Here is a 16,129-nt window from a genome sequence, read left to right as displayed (position 1 = left end):
GCGACGGCGGCGACCGGGAGGCGAGCGGCCGCCGCCTGTCCGGTCAGGCGCTGTTACCGCGGGGGCAGCGGCGAATAGGCCTGACCGGAACCGAGGAACTTCTTCGTCTGGGCGCGGGCATCGATCGCGGCCTGCGCCTTCGCCGCCTGCTCGATCGCCTGCGCGCGATATTGCGCGGCCATCATGTTCTGGAGCTGGAACTGCTGCTTGGCGGTGAGCGCGAGCAGCTGGTTGGTAGCCTGCTGCGCCTGCAGCGAGCCTTCCGCACCCTGACTGCGCGCGACGATCGCCGCGAGCGCCTGTGCGTCGGCCTGGACATTCTCGACGACCTGCGCCTGCACGCCCATCGTCTGGCGATAGGCCGACATCGCGGTGTCGAGCCGGCCGCGCGCCGCCAGGACCTGCTGGTTGGTCGTGAGCGCCGCGTTGAAGTCCTGCGGGAAAAACTTCCGGAACTGCGCATCGAGCCCGTCGACCCTGAAGTCGATCCCCTGCGCCTGCCCCATCAGCCGGTCGATCTGCTGGAGCGTCTGGGTGATCTGCTGCAATTGCGGGAAGTCGATGCGGGTCAGGTTCTTGGCCTGATTGATGAGCATCGTCGCTTCATTCTGCAGCGACTGGATCTGGTTGTTGATCTGGGTCAGCGTGCGCGCGGCGGTCAGCAGATTCTGGCTGTAGTTGCTGGGGTCGAACACGCTGAGCTGCGCGTGTGCGAGCGGCGCCGGCACGCTCACGGCCATCACCAGCGCACCGGTCGCACCGAGACCGAGCGTGGCCGCGATCAGCAGCTTGCGCGTCGGGAAGCCAAGCACGGATAGAGTCTTCAAACGCATGGCAGTCACTCCTTGGGGGTTGAGGCGGGAAAGTCGGCGAGCAGGTCGGCGGCCCAGTCGAGGCCGGCCCGTTCGAGGAAGCGCGCGGCAAATTCGACGGCGCCATGTTCGGCGAGCAGCGCGTCGATCATGGCCTGGCTGGCGGGATCGGAAGCGCCGCACAGCGCCAGCGCGACTGGGCCGAGGCCGAGCTCGAATAGCCGGTTGCCGCGCGCCGACTGCAGGTAATAATGGCGCTTGGCCGTCGCACGGCTGATCAGTTCGATCTGCCGCTCGTTGAGCCCGAACCGGGCATAAGCGGCCCGGCTTTGCGGCTCGATCGCGCGGTCATTGGGCAGCAGTATGCGCTGCGGGCAGCTTTCGATGATGGCCGGCGCGATCGTCGAGTCCGCGACATCGGCGAGGCTCTGGGTGGCGAACAGCACCGCGACATTTTTCTTGCGCAGCACCTTCAGCCATTCACGGATGCGCGCGGCGAACAGCGGATGGTCGAGGAAGATCCAGGCTTCGTCGAGCACCAGCAGCGTCGGCCGTCCGTCGAACCGCTCCTCGAGCCGGTGGAACAGATAGGTCAGCACCGGCGCGACGACGCTCGCCTGCCCCATCAGTGCTTCGGTCTCGAAGCACTGGACCTGCGATAGCGCGAGTTGCTGCTCGGCGGCGTCGAGCAGACGGCCATAGGGACCGTCGAGCGTATAGGGCGCCAGCGCCGACCGCAGCGCGTTCGACGGAAGCAGCAGCGACAGCCCCGTCAGCGTGCGCTCCTCGGCCGGTGCGGAAGCGAGGCTGCCGAGCGCCGACCACAAAGCCTCCTTGATCTCGGGGGTGACCAGCACCCGCTCATGCGCGAGCAAGGCCGCGATCCACTCGGCTGCCCAGCTGCGCTCCGACGCATCATCGATCCGGCGCAATGGCTGGAAGGCCAGTGCCGTCTCCCCCGCCCCGTCGCTGCCGAGGCCGAGCGCATGGTGCGCGCCGTCCATTGCCAGCACGGCGGCGCGGGCGGAAAATCCCTTGTCGAAGATATAGATCTGCGCGTTTCGGTAGCGTCGGAACTGCAATGCGATCAGCGCCAGCAGCACGGATTTGCCGGCGCCGGTTGGGCCGACCACTAGCATATGCCCGACATCGCCGACATGGGTCGACAGCCGGAACGGCGTCGAGCCTGCGGTCTCCGCGACCAGCAGCGGCGGGCCGTTCAGGTGCCGGTTGGTCGCGGGGCCGGCCCAAACGCTGGAAAGCGGCATCAGATGCGCGAGGTTCAGCGTGTGGACGATCGGCTGCCGGACATTGGCATAGACCTGTCCCGGCAGCGACGAGAGCCAGGCCTCGACCGCGTTCACGCCTTCGCGGATGGTGGTGAAACCGAGCCCGTTGACGATGCGCTCGACGGTGCGGACCTTGTCCTCGACCTGGGCGCGATCGTCATCGGCCACGGTGATGGTGGTGGTGAGATAGCCGAAGCCGACATAGTCCGCCCCGAGCGCCTGCAGGGCGAGATCGGCGTCGACCACCTTGTTGTCGGCGTCGCTGTCGAGCAGCTGCGCAGGCTGGTTGTACATCACCTCGCGCAGCATCGCGGTGACCGACTTGCGCTTGTTGAACCACTGGCGCCGCAGCCTGGTCAGAACCTTGGTGGCATCGGTCTTGTCGAGCGCGATGAAGCGCGTGACCCAGCGATAGGCGAAATCCTGGTGATTGAGTGCGTCGAGGATTCCGGGCCGGCTGAGATTGGGGAACCCCATGACGGTCAGCGTGCGAATATAAGAAGCGCCCAGGCGCGGCTCGAGCCCGCCGGTCAGCGGCTCATCGGCGAGCAGCGCGTCGAGATAGAGCGGGGTCTCGGGCACAGCCACAGCGTGGCGGCGGGTCGAGACGGTGCCGTGGAGATAGGTCAGCAGTTCGGCGGAGCCGAGCGCGCGGACCTCGGGCATGAAGGCGGCGAACAGGTCGAGTGCGCGGTCGCGCTCGGCAATGAAACTCTCCAGCGCGCCGCGCCAGTCTCGGCCGGCAGTGCCGCCGGGTCGTTCGACCAGCGAGCGGCCGGCGCTGTCGCTGCTGTCCGCCGGCGGCAGCCAGACCAGGCTCAGATGATAGCGGCTTTCATAATGGGCGCCGCCTCCCAGAAATCCGGCGCGGCGCTCCTGCTCAACCAGCCACGATGCGGGGTCGGGGAAATCGCTGTCGGGATAGCCCAGCGCCTCGCGGCGCTCGGCGTCGAAGAACAAGGCCCAGCCCGTGCCGAAACGCTTGAGGACATTGTTGGCGCGCGCGCAGGTCGCGACCAGCTCGGCCTCGGTCGCGCTTTCCAGATCGGGCCCGCGAAAGGCGAGCACGGCGAGAAAGCTGCCGTCCTTGTTCAGGACGATGCCGTCAGCGACCAGCGCGGCCCAGGGCAGATGGTCGGCAAGCCGGTCGGCTTTGCTGCGATATTCGGCGAGGTTCAGCACGCGAAATAGCCTTTCTGGCGCAGGTGCCGCAGGAGGACGGGAGCGAAATCGGCATCGCGGCGCGCCGCCATCACCGCGAGGCTGTGCCCGGCGGCCCAGAGGAGAAGGCCGGCCAACCATTGCTGGAGCCCGAGACCGACCGCGGCGGCGAGCGTGCCGTTGACGATCGCGAGCATGCGGGGCGCCCCGCCGAGCAGGATCGGCGACCCGAGGCTGCCGTGGATCGGCGCCTCGAAGCCGGCGATATGCTCGGTCCCGCTCTGAAAGGCCGGCGTCCCGCTCATGCGATCAGCGCTCCCCCGCCAAAGCTGAAGAAGCTCAGGAAGAAGGACGATGCGGCGAACGCGATCGACAGGCCGAAGACGATCTGGATCAGCCGCCGGAACCCGCCCGAGGTCTCGCCGAAGGCAAGCGTCAGGCCGGTCGTGATGATGATGATCACCGCGACGATCTTGGCGACCGGACCCTGGACCGAGTCGAGCACCTGCTGGAGCGGCTCCTCCCAGGGCATGCCGGTGCCGGCGGCCTGGGCGGTCGCGGCAAGCGCCAGACCGAGGGCGCCGGCGCCGAGCGCGGTGAGCATGGGCGACGGACGGCGCGGGACGCGCAGGCCGGACGTGAGAAACAGGCGCAGGGTCATGGGGCATCTCCTTGTTGGCTGCCGGGGAAAATCGGGGGTGTGGGACACGGCGGCGCGAACGGGTCGCCGAGCAGATCGACGAGGCCGTAGGCGCCGGTGTCGGGATCGATGCCGGCGACGCGCGCGATCTCGCTGACGCGGCGGGCAAGCCCGCGGCCGGATATGAACACGACCATGTCGATCGCCTCGGCGATCAGCCGGCGCGGCACGGTGACGACAGCTTCCTGGACGAGCTGCTCGATCCGGTAGAGCGCGGCCATCGCCGAATTGGCGTGGACGGTGGCGATGCCGCCGGGATGGCCGGTGTTCCAGGCCTTGAGCATGTCGAGCGCTTCGGGGCCGCGCACCTCGCCAACGATGATCCGGTCGGGCCGCAGGCGCAGAGTCGAGCGCACCAGGTCGGCCATGGTGACGACGCCGGCGCGGGTGCGCAGCGCCACGGTATCGGCGGCCGGGCTCTGCAGTTCGCGCGTGTCCTCGATCAGGATCACCCGCTCGTCGATGCTCGCCATTTCGGCGAGCAGGGCATTGGCAAGCGTGGTCTTGCCCGAGCTGGTGCCGCCGACGACGAGGATATTGGCGCGGTCGGCGACTGCACGCCGCAGCCGATCGGCGGCCGCTTCGCCCAATATGCCGTCGCTTACGTAATCGGCGAGCGTATAGAGCCGCGTCGCCGGCTTGCGGATCGAAAAGCACGACGCCAGCGATACCGGCGGCAACAGCCCTTCGAAGCGCTCCCCAGCCCGGCCGTCGAGATGCGGCGGCAGTTCGGCCGAAACGATCGGCGCCCCGCCATGGACTTCGGCCCGGGCATGGCTCGCGACCAGCCGGACGATCCGCTCGACCTGCTCGGGCGCGATCCGGACATCGGTATCGACACGACCCTCGCCCAAGATGTCGACGCGCAGCGCGCCGTCGGGATTGACCATGATCTCGATCACGCGCGGGTCGCCGAGCGCGGCCGCGATCGCCGGTCCCATTGCTGTCCGCAGCATCGCGCGGCGGCGCGCATGCGAAACCGACTCGGTGATCGCCGACACGGGGGCGTCACCGTTCATCGCGGATCCTCGGCGAGCAGAGCATCGCTACCGAAGGTCTGGCGCCCGCTGGCGATCTGCCGGCTAACCTGGGTGACGAACGCATTGAACCGGGCCGAACCGGCGGCACGGCCGGCCTGGTCATTGTCGGCGAGCGGCGGATGGATCGCGAGTTCGTAGCGGACGAACAGCGCGAGGGTCTCGAGCAGGATATGACCGTCGCGTTCGATCCGACCGAGGCCGTGGGTCAGCCGATCGAGACGCGGGCCGAAGCGATCGTCGAGCGCATGCGTGCCGCGCCGGTCGAGCCAGGCGGTTACCGCATCGGCGAGGATCGCCGACTTGGACGCGCCGGGCGCTGCCGCCAGCGCATCGAGCCGCGCGCTCAGGCTTTCCGACAGATAGAATTGATGGCGGATGCGGGCCATGGTCAGAAGCCCGGCAGCAGGTCGCCGGGGCGGTCGCTGCCTTCATCGATGGCAAAGGTGGTACGCGCGATCGTAGCGGCGCGGGCCTGCGCCATCGCTCGACTGTCGGCGGCAAGATCGCCATCTTCCTCGGCCAGGCCCAGCGGATCGACAGGCTGCGACTCGGGTTGCGCAGGCAGGTCCTGAGGCAGTCCCGGATGGCGGTTCTGCTCGAGCCCGCCATCGGCCTGCTCATCGCTGCCGTCATCGCTGGTGATCAGCCGTGCATCGGGCGCGCGCACCAGCCCGGTCCAGTCGTCGCTGCGCGCCGCCGGGCGATCGCGATATTCGCCGGCCCCCAGCCGCGGCGGCGGCAGCACGCGATCCGAGAAATTGCGATCTTCATAGTAGCGCAGCTTCTTCGCGCGGATCGGCGAGTGACCGGATACGAGCACGAGTTCGTCGCTCGGCGGCAGCTGCATGACCTCGCCGGGGGTCAGCAGCGCGCGGGCGGTCTCCTGCCGGCTGACCATGACGTGGCTGAGCCAGGGCGCCAGCCGGTGGCCGGCATAGTTGCGCATTGCGCGCTGCTCGGTCGCGGTGCCCAGTGCATCGGAAATGCGTTTTGCGGTGCGCTCGTCATTGGTCGCGAAAGCGATGCGGACATGGCAATTGTCGAGGATCGCATTGTGCTCGCCATAGGCCTTCTCGATCTGGTTGAGGCTCTGCGCGATCAGGAAGGCGCGCACGCCGTAACCCGCGAGAAAGGCCAGGCTGGTCTCGAAGAAATCGAGCCGGCCGAGTGCCGGAAACTCGTCGAGCATCATCAGCAGGCGGTGGCGGCCGGCCGCCACGCCATCGGTTCCGCCGGCATGAAGCTGCTCGGTCAGCCGCCGCCCGATCTGGTTGAGCACCAGTCGCACCAGCGGCTTGGTTCGCGAGATGTCGGAGGGCGGGACGACCAGATAGAGCGAGAGCGGCCGCTCGGCCTCGACCAAATCGGCGATGCGCCAGTCGCACCGCGAAGTGACCGCGGCGACCGTCGGATCGCGGTAGAGCCCCAGGAACGACATCGCGGTCGAGAGCACGCCCGAGCGCTCATTTTCGGACTTGTTGAGCAATTCACGGGCAGCGGAGGCGACGACCGGATGGACCAGCGGCGCATCAGCGGTGCCGAGGTGGTTAGTCGCCATCATCCGCTTGAGCGTGGCGACGAAAGAGCGCTGCGGGTCGGACAGGAAGGTGGCGACCCGCGCGAGCGTCTTCTCTTCCTCGGCATAGAGGATGTGAAGGATCGCCCCGACCAGCAGCGAGTGCGACGTCTTCTCCCAATGGTTGCGCCGTTCGAGCGCGCCTTCGGGATCGACCAGGATGTCGGCGATGTTCTGGACGTCGCGCACTTCATGCGCGCCGCGGCGAACCTCGAGCAGCGGGTTGTACCGCGCCGAGGTTGCGTCGGTCGGATTGAACAGGAGGCAATGCGAGAAAGTCGCGCGCCAGCCGGCAGTCAGCTGCCAGTTCTCGCCCTTGATGTCGTGAATGACGGTCGAGCCGGGCCAGCCGAGCAGGGTCGGAACGACGAGACCGACGCCCTTGCCGCTGCGCGTCGGCGCGAAGGCCATGATGTGCTCGGGTCCGTCATGGCGCAGATAGCGATGGCCGGCAGCGCCGAGAAAGACACCGGCATCCTCGAACAGGCCGGCACGGCGCAGATCGTTGGGCGTTGCCCAGCGCGCCGAACCATAGGTGGTGACATTGCGGCGCTGGCGCGCGCGCCACAGCGACCCGAAGATCGCGGCGCCGCAGCCGACCAGTCCGCTTGCCGCGGCGATTTCGCCAGCCGTGTCGAAGACGTGCGGGGCGTAGGCATCGAAATGATACCACCAGACGAACAGCGCCCAGGGCCGGTAGATTGGCGTGCCCCCGACAATCAGCCATGGCGCGCCCAGTTCAGCCTGATAGGCGAGCGCCGCTGCGGCCCATTGCGTCGCGAACCACACGCCCGCGATCACGATCGCGAGCACGACGAAGATCTGGCCGATCAGCAATTTTGTCGGGGTCATGCGGGCTCTCCGCCCGCACGAGAATCAGGTCGCGGGCCTCAGCCCCTGTGTCGGATGCTCCGCCGGTTGGCGGCAGCGCCCGCGCTTCGCCAGGGAGCGCCATTCACCGCCACTGGAAACTCGTCGGACCAGGCGGCTCATTCGCGGCAATGTCTGATTTGCGCCCCAAAGTCGGTCATTCCGCTGGCTGGCCGCTGACCCTGAAAGCCGCCGTTCGTTGAGCAAATACCGATTGGCGTGATGGGTGGATTACGGTCCGACCGTTTTCGGGACTCATATGGCGTAAGGAGCCGTTCACATGGCGCAGCTGCCGCCACATAACTCAACCGCAGTTTCTCGGACGAAGCGAGCTACCCCAACCTCCCGACGTGCGCTTACCTCGTCTCGGCTTAGCTTACATTCTCACCGTTACGTGGCGTCTTTCGGGCCTCGACGATCCGCAGGAGATGGCTTGCGAGGATCAACATCTCACCCGCTTCTGTCGCGTCCTCCAGCGCGACGGTCCGATGGCTGACCGGATTCTTATAGGAGCCGATCGCGCCAGAGAAGAGTGCCGAGAGCGCCTGGCGCTCGGCCGGCACCAGGCTCATGTCCGTCAGCGGCCCAGTGTCTGGATGGAACGCCTGTCGCATCAGATCCGTGCCGATGTCACGCGCGGTGAACCCGCCCGCCTCTCGCACTGCCTCCTCGACGGCTTTGAAAGCCTCGAACACGGCGGTGTCGTAGTTGCCGCGGATGAAGTTGCGCCACGCGCTCGCAGCTAATGACGGATGGAGGAGCTCCCGCGGAAGTAGACTAGCCTTGCGGAAGTCCGCAAACGCGGTCTCGCTTGCGACCGCCTTTCCGCGCCGTGTGACGAACTGCCAGCTGTCGCCTTTGGAGGCGATGAGGCCTTGGGCCTCCATCCAGCTCCATGCCTCAGCGATCGCCTCTTCAAGCGGAGCGGTCAGCTGCCTGGGATAGACCTCATTCAACTGCCTCAAGCCGTTGATGAAGTTGTGCAGATGTACCTGACCACCGTCCTCGACGAGAGCCCGCAGGATCACGCCGCCGAGCTCCTCCGGCTCCAGTTCCAAAACATCCTCTCCGTTTGGGATCCGACGCGCGAGCCGTTCAACCACCTGCGTTCTCCAGTCAGCGGGGCGGACCGCGCCGACATTTCTGTTGCGAACGCAAGCCGCTATCATACCAATGCGGCGGATGGATACTTTAGGCCGAACTGACCTCCCGTGACCGCCTTCGAAATCACCAAGGAGATGATCGGCCGCATATCCGACGTGCAGCTTCGCGAACTGCTAGCGCGCCTGCTCGAGGCCGAAGCGCGCGCGCGCAGCATTCCGCTGTCGGGCATCGCCGTTGGTGGCAACCAGACCGCCGGCGACGGAGGCGTCGACGGTTCGATTTCCTGGGTGGGCGCGCCGGAGCCAGCAGGCTGGCTGCCTCGGCGGCTGATCCACTTTCAGTCGAAGGCCGAGGCGATGGGGCCGGCCAAGCTGACCAAGGAAATGCGGCCCAAGGCGGTGGCACGCTCAATCTTCACGGAGCTCGCAGAGGCGGAAGGCGCCTATGTCGTCTTCTCCAGTGACGACCCATCGAAATCAGGCCGCGATGCACGGTTGGGGGCAATGCGGAACGCACTGGCCGACGTTCCTGGCGCCGACGGGATTGCACTCGACTTTTATGGTGCCGCCAGCATCGCGCGATGGGCCAACCAGCATGCGGGCGCCGCCCTCTGGCTTCTCGAGCAGCTCGGTCGCCCGTTGGCGGGTTGGCGAGGCTATGGCGCCTGGTCGGCACCCGGAAGCGCGGGGCAGCTTTATTTGTTTGACGACACAGCCCGCGCTGTCATCGACGGTCGCGACTTGGCGATGCGGGAGGCCATCGCGACCATGCGGGAAATCCTGTCCAGTTCCGGCGGAGTCGTGCGCCTCATCGGACTGTCGGGGATGGGGAAGACGCGGCTCGCCGAAGCCCTCTTCGACGACCGCCTCGATGGATCGAGCGCCTTGCCGCAGGAACGAGCGATCTATGGCGACGCCGGCCTCGACCTCGCAGTGAGCGCGGCACTGATGACCGAGCAGATCGCCGTCGCCGGCGTCGATGCTGTCATCGTCGTCGATAATTGCACGCAGCGCGCCCATGGGCAGCTCGCCGAAATCGTTCGCCGGGGACATAGTCGCGCGAGCTTGCTGACGATCGATTATGACGTGCTAGGTGAACAGCCGGCCGGCACGCTGGTGACGCTCGGCAGCAACAGCGAGGATATCCTGAGGGGTGTCCTAGGGCAGCGCTTCCCGCGGCTCACCGACGCCGAGCGCCGCCACCTCGCCGAGTTTTCCGGCGGAAACGCCCGGATCGTCCTCAAGATCGCCGAGGCCGGCGACAAGAATATCGACCTGTCCAAACTCAAGGACAGCGAGCTGCTCGAGCGGCTGTTCCAGAGCGGCCGGCAGCAGGCGGACGGCAAAGCGCGCGAATGCGCCGAAGCGGCATCGCTCGTACATGCATTCTACGTGACCGCTGGCGACGGGCACGAGATCGAGCATCCGTTGCTGGCGGGTCTCGCCGAGGTGACCCCGCAACTTTTCTTCCGTACCATCGCGACCTTCCTCGACTGGGGGGTGGTGCAGCAGCGCGGACCGCAGCGTGCGGTCATGCCGCCGCCGCTCGCCAACATGCTGGCGGCGCCCTATATCCGCCGCAGCGACCCCGATGTGCTGATCGCGACATTTCGCAGCGGTCCACTCCGCCTGTTCGCCTCGTTCGCGCGGCGCATCGGACAGCTGCACGATGAACCTGCCGCAGTCGCCATCGCTGAGCGTTTCTTCGCGGCAGATGGCCCGCTCGGGCATCCGGTCGCGCTCGACCCGCTAATGCACCGCGCGTTCATCCATGCCGCACCGGCCTCGCCCGAAGGCGCGCTGAGCGCAATCGAACGGGCGCTGGCGGGCAGCGCACGCGCGCGCCTGCTCGAGCCCGACGAACAGCGGCGCGATCTCAGCCAGCTTCTCGTCCATCTGGCACACGAGCCGCGCCTGTTCGTCCGCGCAATCAGCGTGCTGCTCGCCTTCACGCTGGCAGACCGCGACACGCGAGAGGAACTCCAGGCGCGATCCCATCTGCTCCAGCGCTTCTGGCCGATCCTGTCGTTCACACTCGCCGATCAGGATACGAGGCTGGTCAGCCTCGACCGCATGCTCGACGATTCCGCTGACGCGGTCCGCGCCCTTGGCGTCGAGGCGCTCGACCATATGCTCGACGCTAATCATTTCAGCTCGTCTCTCAATCTCGAATTTGGCGCCAAGGCGCGGCTCAAGGAATGGCGGCCGAACAACGGTGCGGGCTACCAGCCCTGGTTTGACGCCGCCTATGGTCGCCTGCTCGCCATCGCCGCGAGCGGTCGACCCGAGGCCGGGCGCGCGCGAGATGTGATCGCGGAGCATTTTCGCGAGCACTACGACAGTTTGATCGACGACAAGACGCTGGACGCCATGCGCACCGTCGGCGCCGGCGGCTATTGGGAGCATGGCTGGCGGGCGATCAACGACACGCTCCATTTCATGCAGCGTCGGCCCGTGCCCGAAGATCCCGCTGGCGCGGCGAAGCTCGATACGTTGATCGCGCTGGAGCGCGATTTTCGACCCAAATCGCTCGATGATTTTTTCGACACCTTTGTCCTGGGCGAACCATGGCGGCACTGGCATCCCAATGGCAGCGATCGGAGGCTGCTGCGCAGCGCCAGCACGCTCGCTCGCGCCGTCGGACGCGCCATGATGCGCCGCAAGGTCCCGCTCGCGCCATATCTCGACCGTGCCGCCACGGCGAACGGCGCCAACAGCGTGTGGCCGTTCATGGTCGGGCTCGCGCAGTCGGCAACCGATCTCGATTCGCTGTGGGACGCTGCCTATGCGCGCTTCAAAGCATCCGATCGGGGCCATCCCGGCTTGCTCGGCGGCGTGCTCGAAGGCGCCCGCATCCGGCATCGCGACTGGGTCGAGCGTAGGCTCGATTCGCTCGTCACCGATCCCGCGCTTAGCGAGCAGCTCGTGACCTTGCACAATGCCGTGCCGCTCGACGCCGTGGCGATCGCCCGGTTCAGCACCGCGCTCTCCCAGGGAGTGATATCGGTCGATCGCTTCTCGCAACTGATGATGGGCAGCGTCACCAAGCCGCTATCGGGCGATGTCCTCGCGCGCTTCCTGCGCGAATTGTTCGCTCATGACGAAGGCCTCGTTGCCGCGCTGCAAATCCTTCACATGCGTTTCTACGGCGATCGCAGCGACAACGTGCCGATCGATCCAGCGCTGATCGCGGTGGGGCGCGAGATTCTTTGCGACCCGCGCATCTACACCCAGGATTTCCGGCAGCAGGACCACGGCATCACCGAGATCGCCGAGATCGTGTTCAGGGCCGGCGAGGATCCCGCGCTGGCGCGCGCGATCTGCATCGCGATGCGCAACAATGCCGGCGACAATTACGTCAGCGACCGCGAGTTCAGCGGCGTGGCGGCGCTGATCATGGAGCGCTATCCACTGATCGTCTATGAGGAAATTGTCGAGAAATCGGCCAACGAGCATCTCCTTGAACGCTTCTTCGGCGAGCTTGCCAACGATGATGAGGATAAGGTCCTCGAGCCCGAAAAGGGCGTCGCGACCCTACTCGACTGGGTCGCGCAGGACGCTCAGGCGCGTGCGCTCAAAGTCGCCCATCTCGTCCGGTACATGGTCAAGGACGAAGCCAGCGGCGAATTGCGCTGGTCGGCGCTCGCATTGGCATTGGTCCGCCTCGCCCCAGATCCCGCCGCGGTCCTGCGCGCGTTCGAGCAGCGCTTCTTTACCGGGGCCGGCTGGGGACCCTTTTCGCTCCGGTTTGTCCGCCGCCGGCCGCTGGTCGCCGCGATGCTCGTCGATGCCGATCCGTGCGTTCGCGCCTGGGCCCGCGAAGCGGGACCGCGGCTCGAAGACAGCATCCGCCGCTGGGATGACCGGGATCGCGATCGGGACAGCCGCTTCGAATAGGCTGGGCTGTGGTGACCGCTGTTCCGCCCGGCAGGGCGATGCACCAACTAGCCGAATAGCGATCGCGTCGCTTCGGGTTCGGACAGGTTCAAGCGACGCTTGACGAAATCGAGCAGCACTCGGCCCGCGGCGGTCGGGGCGAGCTTATGCCCTTTGCACTTCGGACAATTGAAGCTGGCGCGCATCTCATAGCCGTTGCCGGGCGGTGCATCGCCGCTGCCGCCGCAGGCGTCGCACGGCTCCTCGAGCGGTGGCAGTTCGGGGTCGTTACCGTGCATGGCGGATCCTCGGTTGTGCGGCGTTGCGGAGGAGGGCGGGCGAGCGACGCACGCTAGGATCCACGCGGCTTGAATGGTCGCGTCCGCTTCCCGGTAGGCTTCACGCTGCGCTTCGGCTTGGGTTTCGCCGCGGGCGCCGCCTTGCCGCTCGGCCGCACACTGGTCGGCTTCGTCTTGGTGGTGCGCGTCGGCGCTGGAGCTTTTCGTTTCTTAGGTGCGTCGGGCGCCTGCGGCACCAGACGAAATTGCTTCACGACGGCCCTGATGCCCTCGACGACATTCTCCCAGGCGTCGCCGCGGCGCGCCCATTGGTCGATCGGCTTGGCATCCCTCGGCAGGAGCTTGTACCTGGCCATGCGCGTGTGCCGCCACTGGCACTGGCGCAGCAGGACGACGACGACAAAGAGCTTCTTGCGGGCCGCCTTGCGCAGCGCGAACCCATATTCGGTCTCGAAGCAATAGCGTGAAGCCAGATAGTTCGGGCTCGCCAGCGCGACGAAGATGTCCGCTTGCTTCAATGCCCGCCTGATATTGGGATCGAGCTCGGCGCCGGGGGTTATGTCGCCGTCGAACCACGTGCGCACGCCTTCGCGGTGCAGCTGCGCCATATGAGTCTCGAAGCGCCTCCTGAAATCATCATCGAGATGCGAATACGACACGAAGACCGATGCCTCGCGCGCACTAGCCATGTCGGCGACACTTGCTGTCATTTAGCGTCAACATTGTTTCAGCCCAAAGATCTCCGTGCTTGTCCAGCCTGCGCCGCCACGGCACCGGCTTGGCTCGCGCACTTCTTCCAGCTCTGCTAGTCAGGGTCCATGGAAATCTTGCGCGTCCCGAAGCACCCCGGAAACGCAACCGTGGCGCGCCTGACGCTCTTAAAGGCGCATGGCGGCCGCGTTCGCGCGAATCTGAAAATTGAAGGCTCGATGTCGGGGTTCATGGAGGATCGCGACCATGCGACGGTCGCCCAGGCGGAAGACTGGGCGATCAAAGGAGCCGAGCAGCGGCGCGCCAGCGTGCTCATTATCGAAGATCGCACCTAACAGATCCCGGCAAGACCGACTGGCTTTTCGTAACATGGCTATCCATCGTTCGCTCCGTTCAGCTCGACAGGTGCGGCCGCCAGGCTCATCGGTGGACTCACATTAACGTGTGTTTGAAGTTGAGATCGGTGACGGGATCGCTGAACGTTCGCATCTGGGTCTAAGCGGGGCTTCAGATTTCTGACCGAACGTCTGCTTTGCGCTCTGGCCACCGAAAACCGGCCTGTCGGCAACTAGCCCAAACTCGGACGGGACACGCTCCTAGCTGATCACCGGCCCGCCCCGTCCGCGCCCGAGGCTCCAGTTGACGCCATCGCCGCGCATCAGACCCGAGACCGGACTCCCAAGCTGACGGTCAAGGGCCGGCTTCCAGGGCACGAGCGTGAACTCGCGCGATTTCTCGACCAGCGCAAACCGCCCGCTGACCAGATCGAGCCGGCGTTTGAGAACGCCCTCGATCCGCTCTCCCGAACGCGTCTCGACGAACGGCTTGCCGAACTCCCCAGCCACCTCGCCCGCGACCCGCAGCAATTCACGCCGCTGCAGGGCCGCGATCAGATTGCCGGCGACCCGGATGGCGCCACCCGCCTGCGGCTCGGCTAGTTCCTGCTCGACTAGCCATTGCCGGCGCACATCCTGTGCAGCCTTCACCTCCTGCCCGAACCCCGCCGCGCGCACCGGGGTCGGATCAATGCCGGTTTCGAGCCGGTCGAGCCAGGTCGCGGCATCGGCGCGCGGGAGCTGCGCCAGTGGCACGGACGACAGCGTTTCGATCGTCACCGGACGGTCGCGCGCGAGCCGCGCTTCATAGGCCTCGACCTGGGCGAGATGATCGGGCGCGATGGTCCAGCTGCCATCGGGGTGACGCTCGGCCCCGCCCGTCGTCCGCCGGATCGCTTCCAATCGGCGGACATGGGTTTCGGCGAATGCCTCGCTGGCATTGGGGTCGTGGCGCAGATGCAGATCGACAGAATAGCGCCCGTCATTTGCCGCGGCGACGGTGGCAACGGTGCGGTCGACCTCGCGGATGCCGCCCGTCGCCGGCGCGATCCGCACGATCGCGCCTTCGCCAATCGGCTCGACCGCATCCCCGCGCCCGATCCCGACATAATGGGTGCGGCCATCGACCCCGTCGACAATCAGGAAATGCCGGTCGCGATGCTCGTCGGCGAGCCCGCGCATCACCACGCGCCCGACCAATGGCGCTGCCTGGTCGGTAGCCGGGTCATAGATATGGCGATCGCCCGCCGGCCGGTCGAGCCGCCGGGCAGTGAGTTCGCGCTGCAGGGTGCGGATGATGTCGCCGCGTTCGCCCATCTCCCGCAGCGTTGCTTCGAGCCCATCGGCGAGCTGCCAGCGCCCCTGCCCCTGATGTTCGGCGAGACCCATCTGCCCCAGCGCCTGCAAGCGCCCGGCGCGCAGCGACTGCTGCAGCGGATCGCGCGCGGCGATCGAGACGGTGCGCGTGCTGTCCACATCGCGCAGCAGCTGCCGGTCGGTCGCGGTCAGCCGTTCGGCGCCGATATCCTGGCGCAGCCGGGCTTCGATTTCCTGGTCCGTGCGTGGCCCGAGATCGAGCGTGACCAGTTCGGCGGCGCGGGCGCGCATGCCATGCGCAATATATTCGCGCGCGATCACCAGATTGCGGTCCTGATCATCGACCCCGCGCAGCATGATGTGGGTGTGCGGGTGCCCCGTGTTGAAATGGTCGACCGCGACCCAGTCGAGCCGGGTGCCGAGATCGGCTTCCATCTGCGTCATCAGCCGGCGCACCATCGGCTTGAGATCGGGATATTCCGCGCCGTCCTCGGCCGAGACGATGAAGCGGAACTGGTGGCGGTCGCCGCTGCCGCGTTCGAGAAAGGCCTTGCCATCGGCCTGGTAGTGCTCGGCCGAATAGAGCGCGCCGGGCTCGCCGTCGCGGGTCACCCCGTCGCGCTGGATGTAGCGCAGATGCGCAGTCGCCCCGGCCAGCCCCTTGCCGCCGAGCCGGACGAGCCGGGTTTTGATCGTGACCCGCCGCCCGCGCTGCCCGGCCAGAGCGGCCCGGCTCGAGAGCAACCGGCCAATGCTCGCACCGCGCCCGATGCGGCTGCCGTCGAAGCGGCGATTGCGGCCCTTGCCGATGCCGCCAGTCAGCGCGACCGCGGCGACCACGCGCCCGAGATATTTACGGCCCTTCTTGCCGGCGCCGCGCGACCGCTGGCGGCCGAGCCGCGGCTCGAACTCGTCCTCGCTCATCGCCGCGCCTCGACGCTGTCTCCGGCCTCCACCCGAGGCCCAGAAAACCGGGGAATTCCGCCATTTCCAAGAGGAACGCCTCCATCGCCAAAGGCGATGCCTCCACAAAAAAGGAT

General features: G+C 66.9%; 13 protein-coding genes. 2 read left to right on the top strand and 11 right to left on the bottom strand.

From position 1 onward, the window contains the following. Positions 1 to 53 precede the first annotated feature (53 nt). The 8 genes from trbJ to ASE50_RS14270 form a co-directional block, all read right to left on the bottom strand. Entirely contained in the window at positions 54 to 833 is a 780-nt protein-coding gene (trbJ, locus tag ASE50_RS14305) for a P-type conjugative transfer protein TrbJ (protein ID WP_056401866.1), read from the bottom strand. Between the two features lie 5 nt (positions 834 to 838). Beyond that, positions 839 to 3,283: a conjugal transfer protein TrbE gene (gene trbE / locus ASE50_RS14300; RefSeq protein WP_056401863.1), complete on the bottom strand. Its 2,445-nt coding sequence runs from the start codon at positions 3,281 to 3,283 to the stop codon at positions 839 to 841. Continuing rightward, positions 3,277 to 3,567, bottom strand: a complete 291-nt coding sequence (locus ASE50_RS14295) for a VirB3 family type IV secretion system protein (protein ID WP_056401860.1) — start codon at positions 3,565 to 3,567, stop codon at positions 3,277 to 3,279. Before ASE50_RS14295 ends, trbE begins: the two co-directional genes overlap by 7 nt. Further along, positions 3,564 to 3,866: a TrbC/VirB2 family protein gene (locus tag ASE50_RS14290; RefSeq protein ID WP_156347484.1), complete on the bottom strand. Its 303-nt coding sequence runs from the start codon at positions 3,864 to 3,866 to the stop codon at positions 3,564 to 3,566. Before ASE50_RS14290 ends, ASE50_RS14295 begins: the two co-directional genes overlap by 4 nt. A gap of 53 nt (positions 3,867 to 3,919) precedes the next feature. Further along, the gene (trbB, locus tag ASE50_RS14285; protein ID WP_056401854.1) at positions 3,920 to 4,981 is read right to left on the bottom strand and encodes a P-type conjugative transfer ATPase TrbB; all 1,062 of its coding nucleotides are present in this window, start codon (positions 4,979 to 4,981) and stop codon (positions 3,920 to 3,922) included. After that, the gene (locus ASE50_RS14280; protein WP_056401852.1) at positions 4,978 to 5,388 is read right to left on the bottom strand and encodes a ribbon-helix-helix domain-containing protein; all 411 of its coding nucleotides are present in this window, start codon (positions 5,386 to 5,388) and stop codon (positions 4,978 to 4,980) included. The genes trbB and ASE50_RS14280 overlap by 4 nt, the downstream gene beginning before the upstream one ends. A 2-nt stretch (positions 5,389 to 5,390) precedes the next feature. Further along, the gene (locus ASE50_RS14275; protein WP_056401849.1) at positions 5,391 to 7,430 is read right to left on the bottom strand and encodes a conjugal transfer protein TraG; all 2,040 of its coding nucleotides are present in this window, start codon (positions 7,428 to 7,430) and stop codon (positions 5,391 to 5,393) included. A 389-nt stretch (positions 7,431 to 7,819) separates the two neighbouring features. Further along, positions 7,820 to 8,551, bottom strand: a complete 732-nt coding sequence (locus ASE50_RS14270) for a TIGR02391 family protein (RefSeq protein WP_162236196.1) — start codon at positions 8,549 to 8,551, stop codon at positions 7,820 to 7,822. Between the two features lie 108 nt (positions 8,552 to 8,659). Between ASE50_RS14270 and ASE50_RS14265 the strand changes: the two genes are divergently transcribed. After that, positions 8,660 to 12,448, top strand: coding sequence for a hypothetical protein (locus tag ASE50_RS14265; RefSeq protein ID WP_056401843.1), 3,789 nt, complete (start codon positions 8,660 to 8,662; stop codon positions 12,446 to 12,448). A gap of 47 nt (positions 12,449 to 12,495) precedes the next feature. On the opposite strand, the gene ASE50_RS14260 is transcribed toward ASE50_RS14265, so the two are convergent. After that, positions 12,496 to 12,726: a hypothetical protein gene (locus ASE50_RS14260; RefSeq protein ID WP_056401840.1), complete on the bottom strand. Its 231-nt coding sequence runs from the start codon at positions 12,724 to 12,726 to the stop codon at positions 12,496 to 12,498. 53 nt (positions 12,727 to 12,779) lie between these two features. Beyond that, positions 12,780 to 13,436, bottom strand: coding sequence for a toll/interleukin-1 receptor domain-containing protein (locus tag ASE50_RS14255; protein WP_082439031.1), 657 nt, complete (start codon positions 13,434 to 13,436; stop codon positions 12,780 to 12,782). A 108-nt stretch (positions 13,437 to 13,544) separates the two neighbouring features. Between ASE50_RS14255 and ASE50_RS14250 the strand changes: the two genes are divergently transcribed. Next, positions 13,545 to 13,772: a hypothetical protein gene (locus ASE50_RS14250; protein ID WP_056401834.1), complete on the top strand. Its 228-nt coding sequence runs from the start codon at positions 13,545 to 13,547 to the stop codon at positions 13,770 to 13,772. A gap of 261 nt (positions 13,773 to 14,033) precedes the next feature. Here the strand turns inward: ASE50_RS14250 and rlxS are convergent, their stop codons facing one another. Continuing rightward, positions 14,034 to 16,013, bottom strand: coding sequence for a relaxase/mobilization nuclease RlxS (gene rlxS / locus ASE50_RS14245; RefSeq protein ID WP_056401831.1), 1,980 nt, complete (start codon positions 16,011 to 16,013; stop codon positions 14,034 to 14,036). Positions 16,014 to 16,129 lie beyond the last annotated feature (116 nt).

The sequence above is a fragment of the Sphingomonas sp. Leaf5 genome (assembly GCF_001421155.1).
Taxonomy (GTDB): domain Bacteria; phylum Pseudomonadota; class Alphaproteobacteria; order Sphingomonadales; family Sphingomonadaceae; genus Sphingomonas.
The sequence above is the reverse complement of the archived record's forward strand: the minus strand, read 5'-3'. Positions and strand labels throughout refer to the sequence as shown.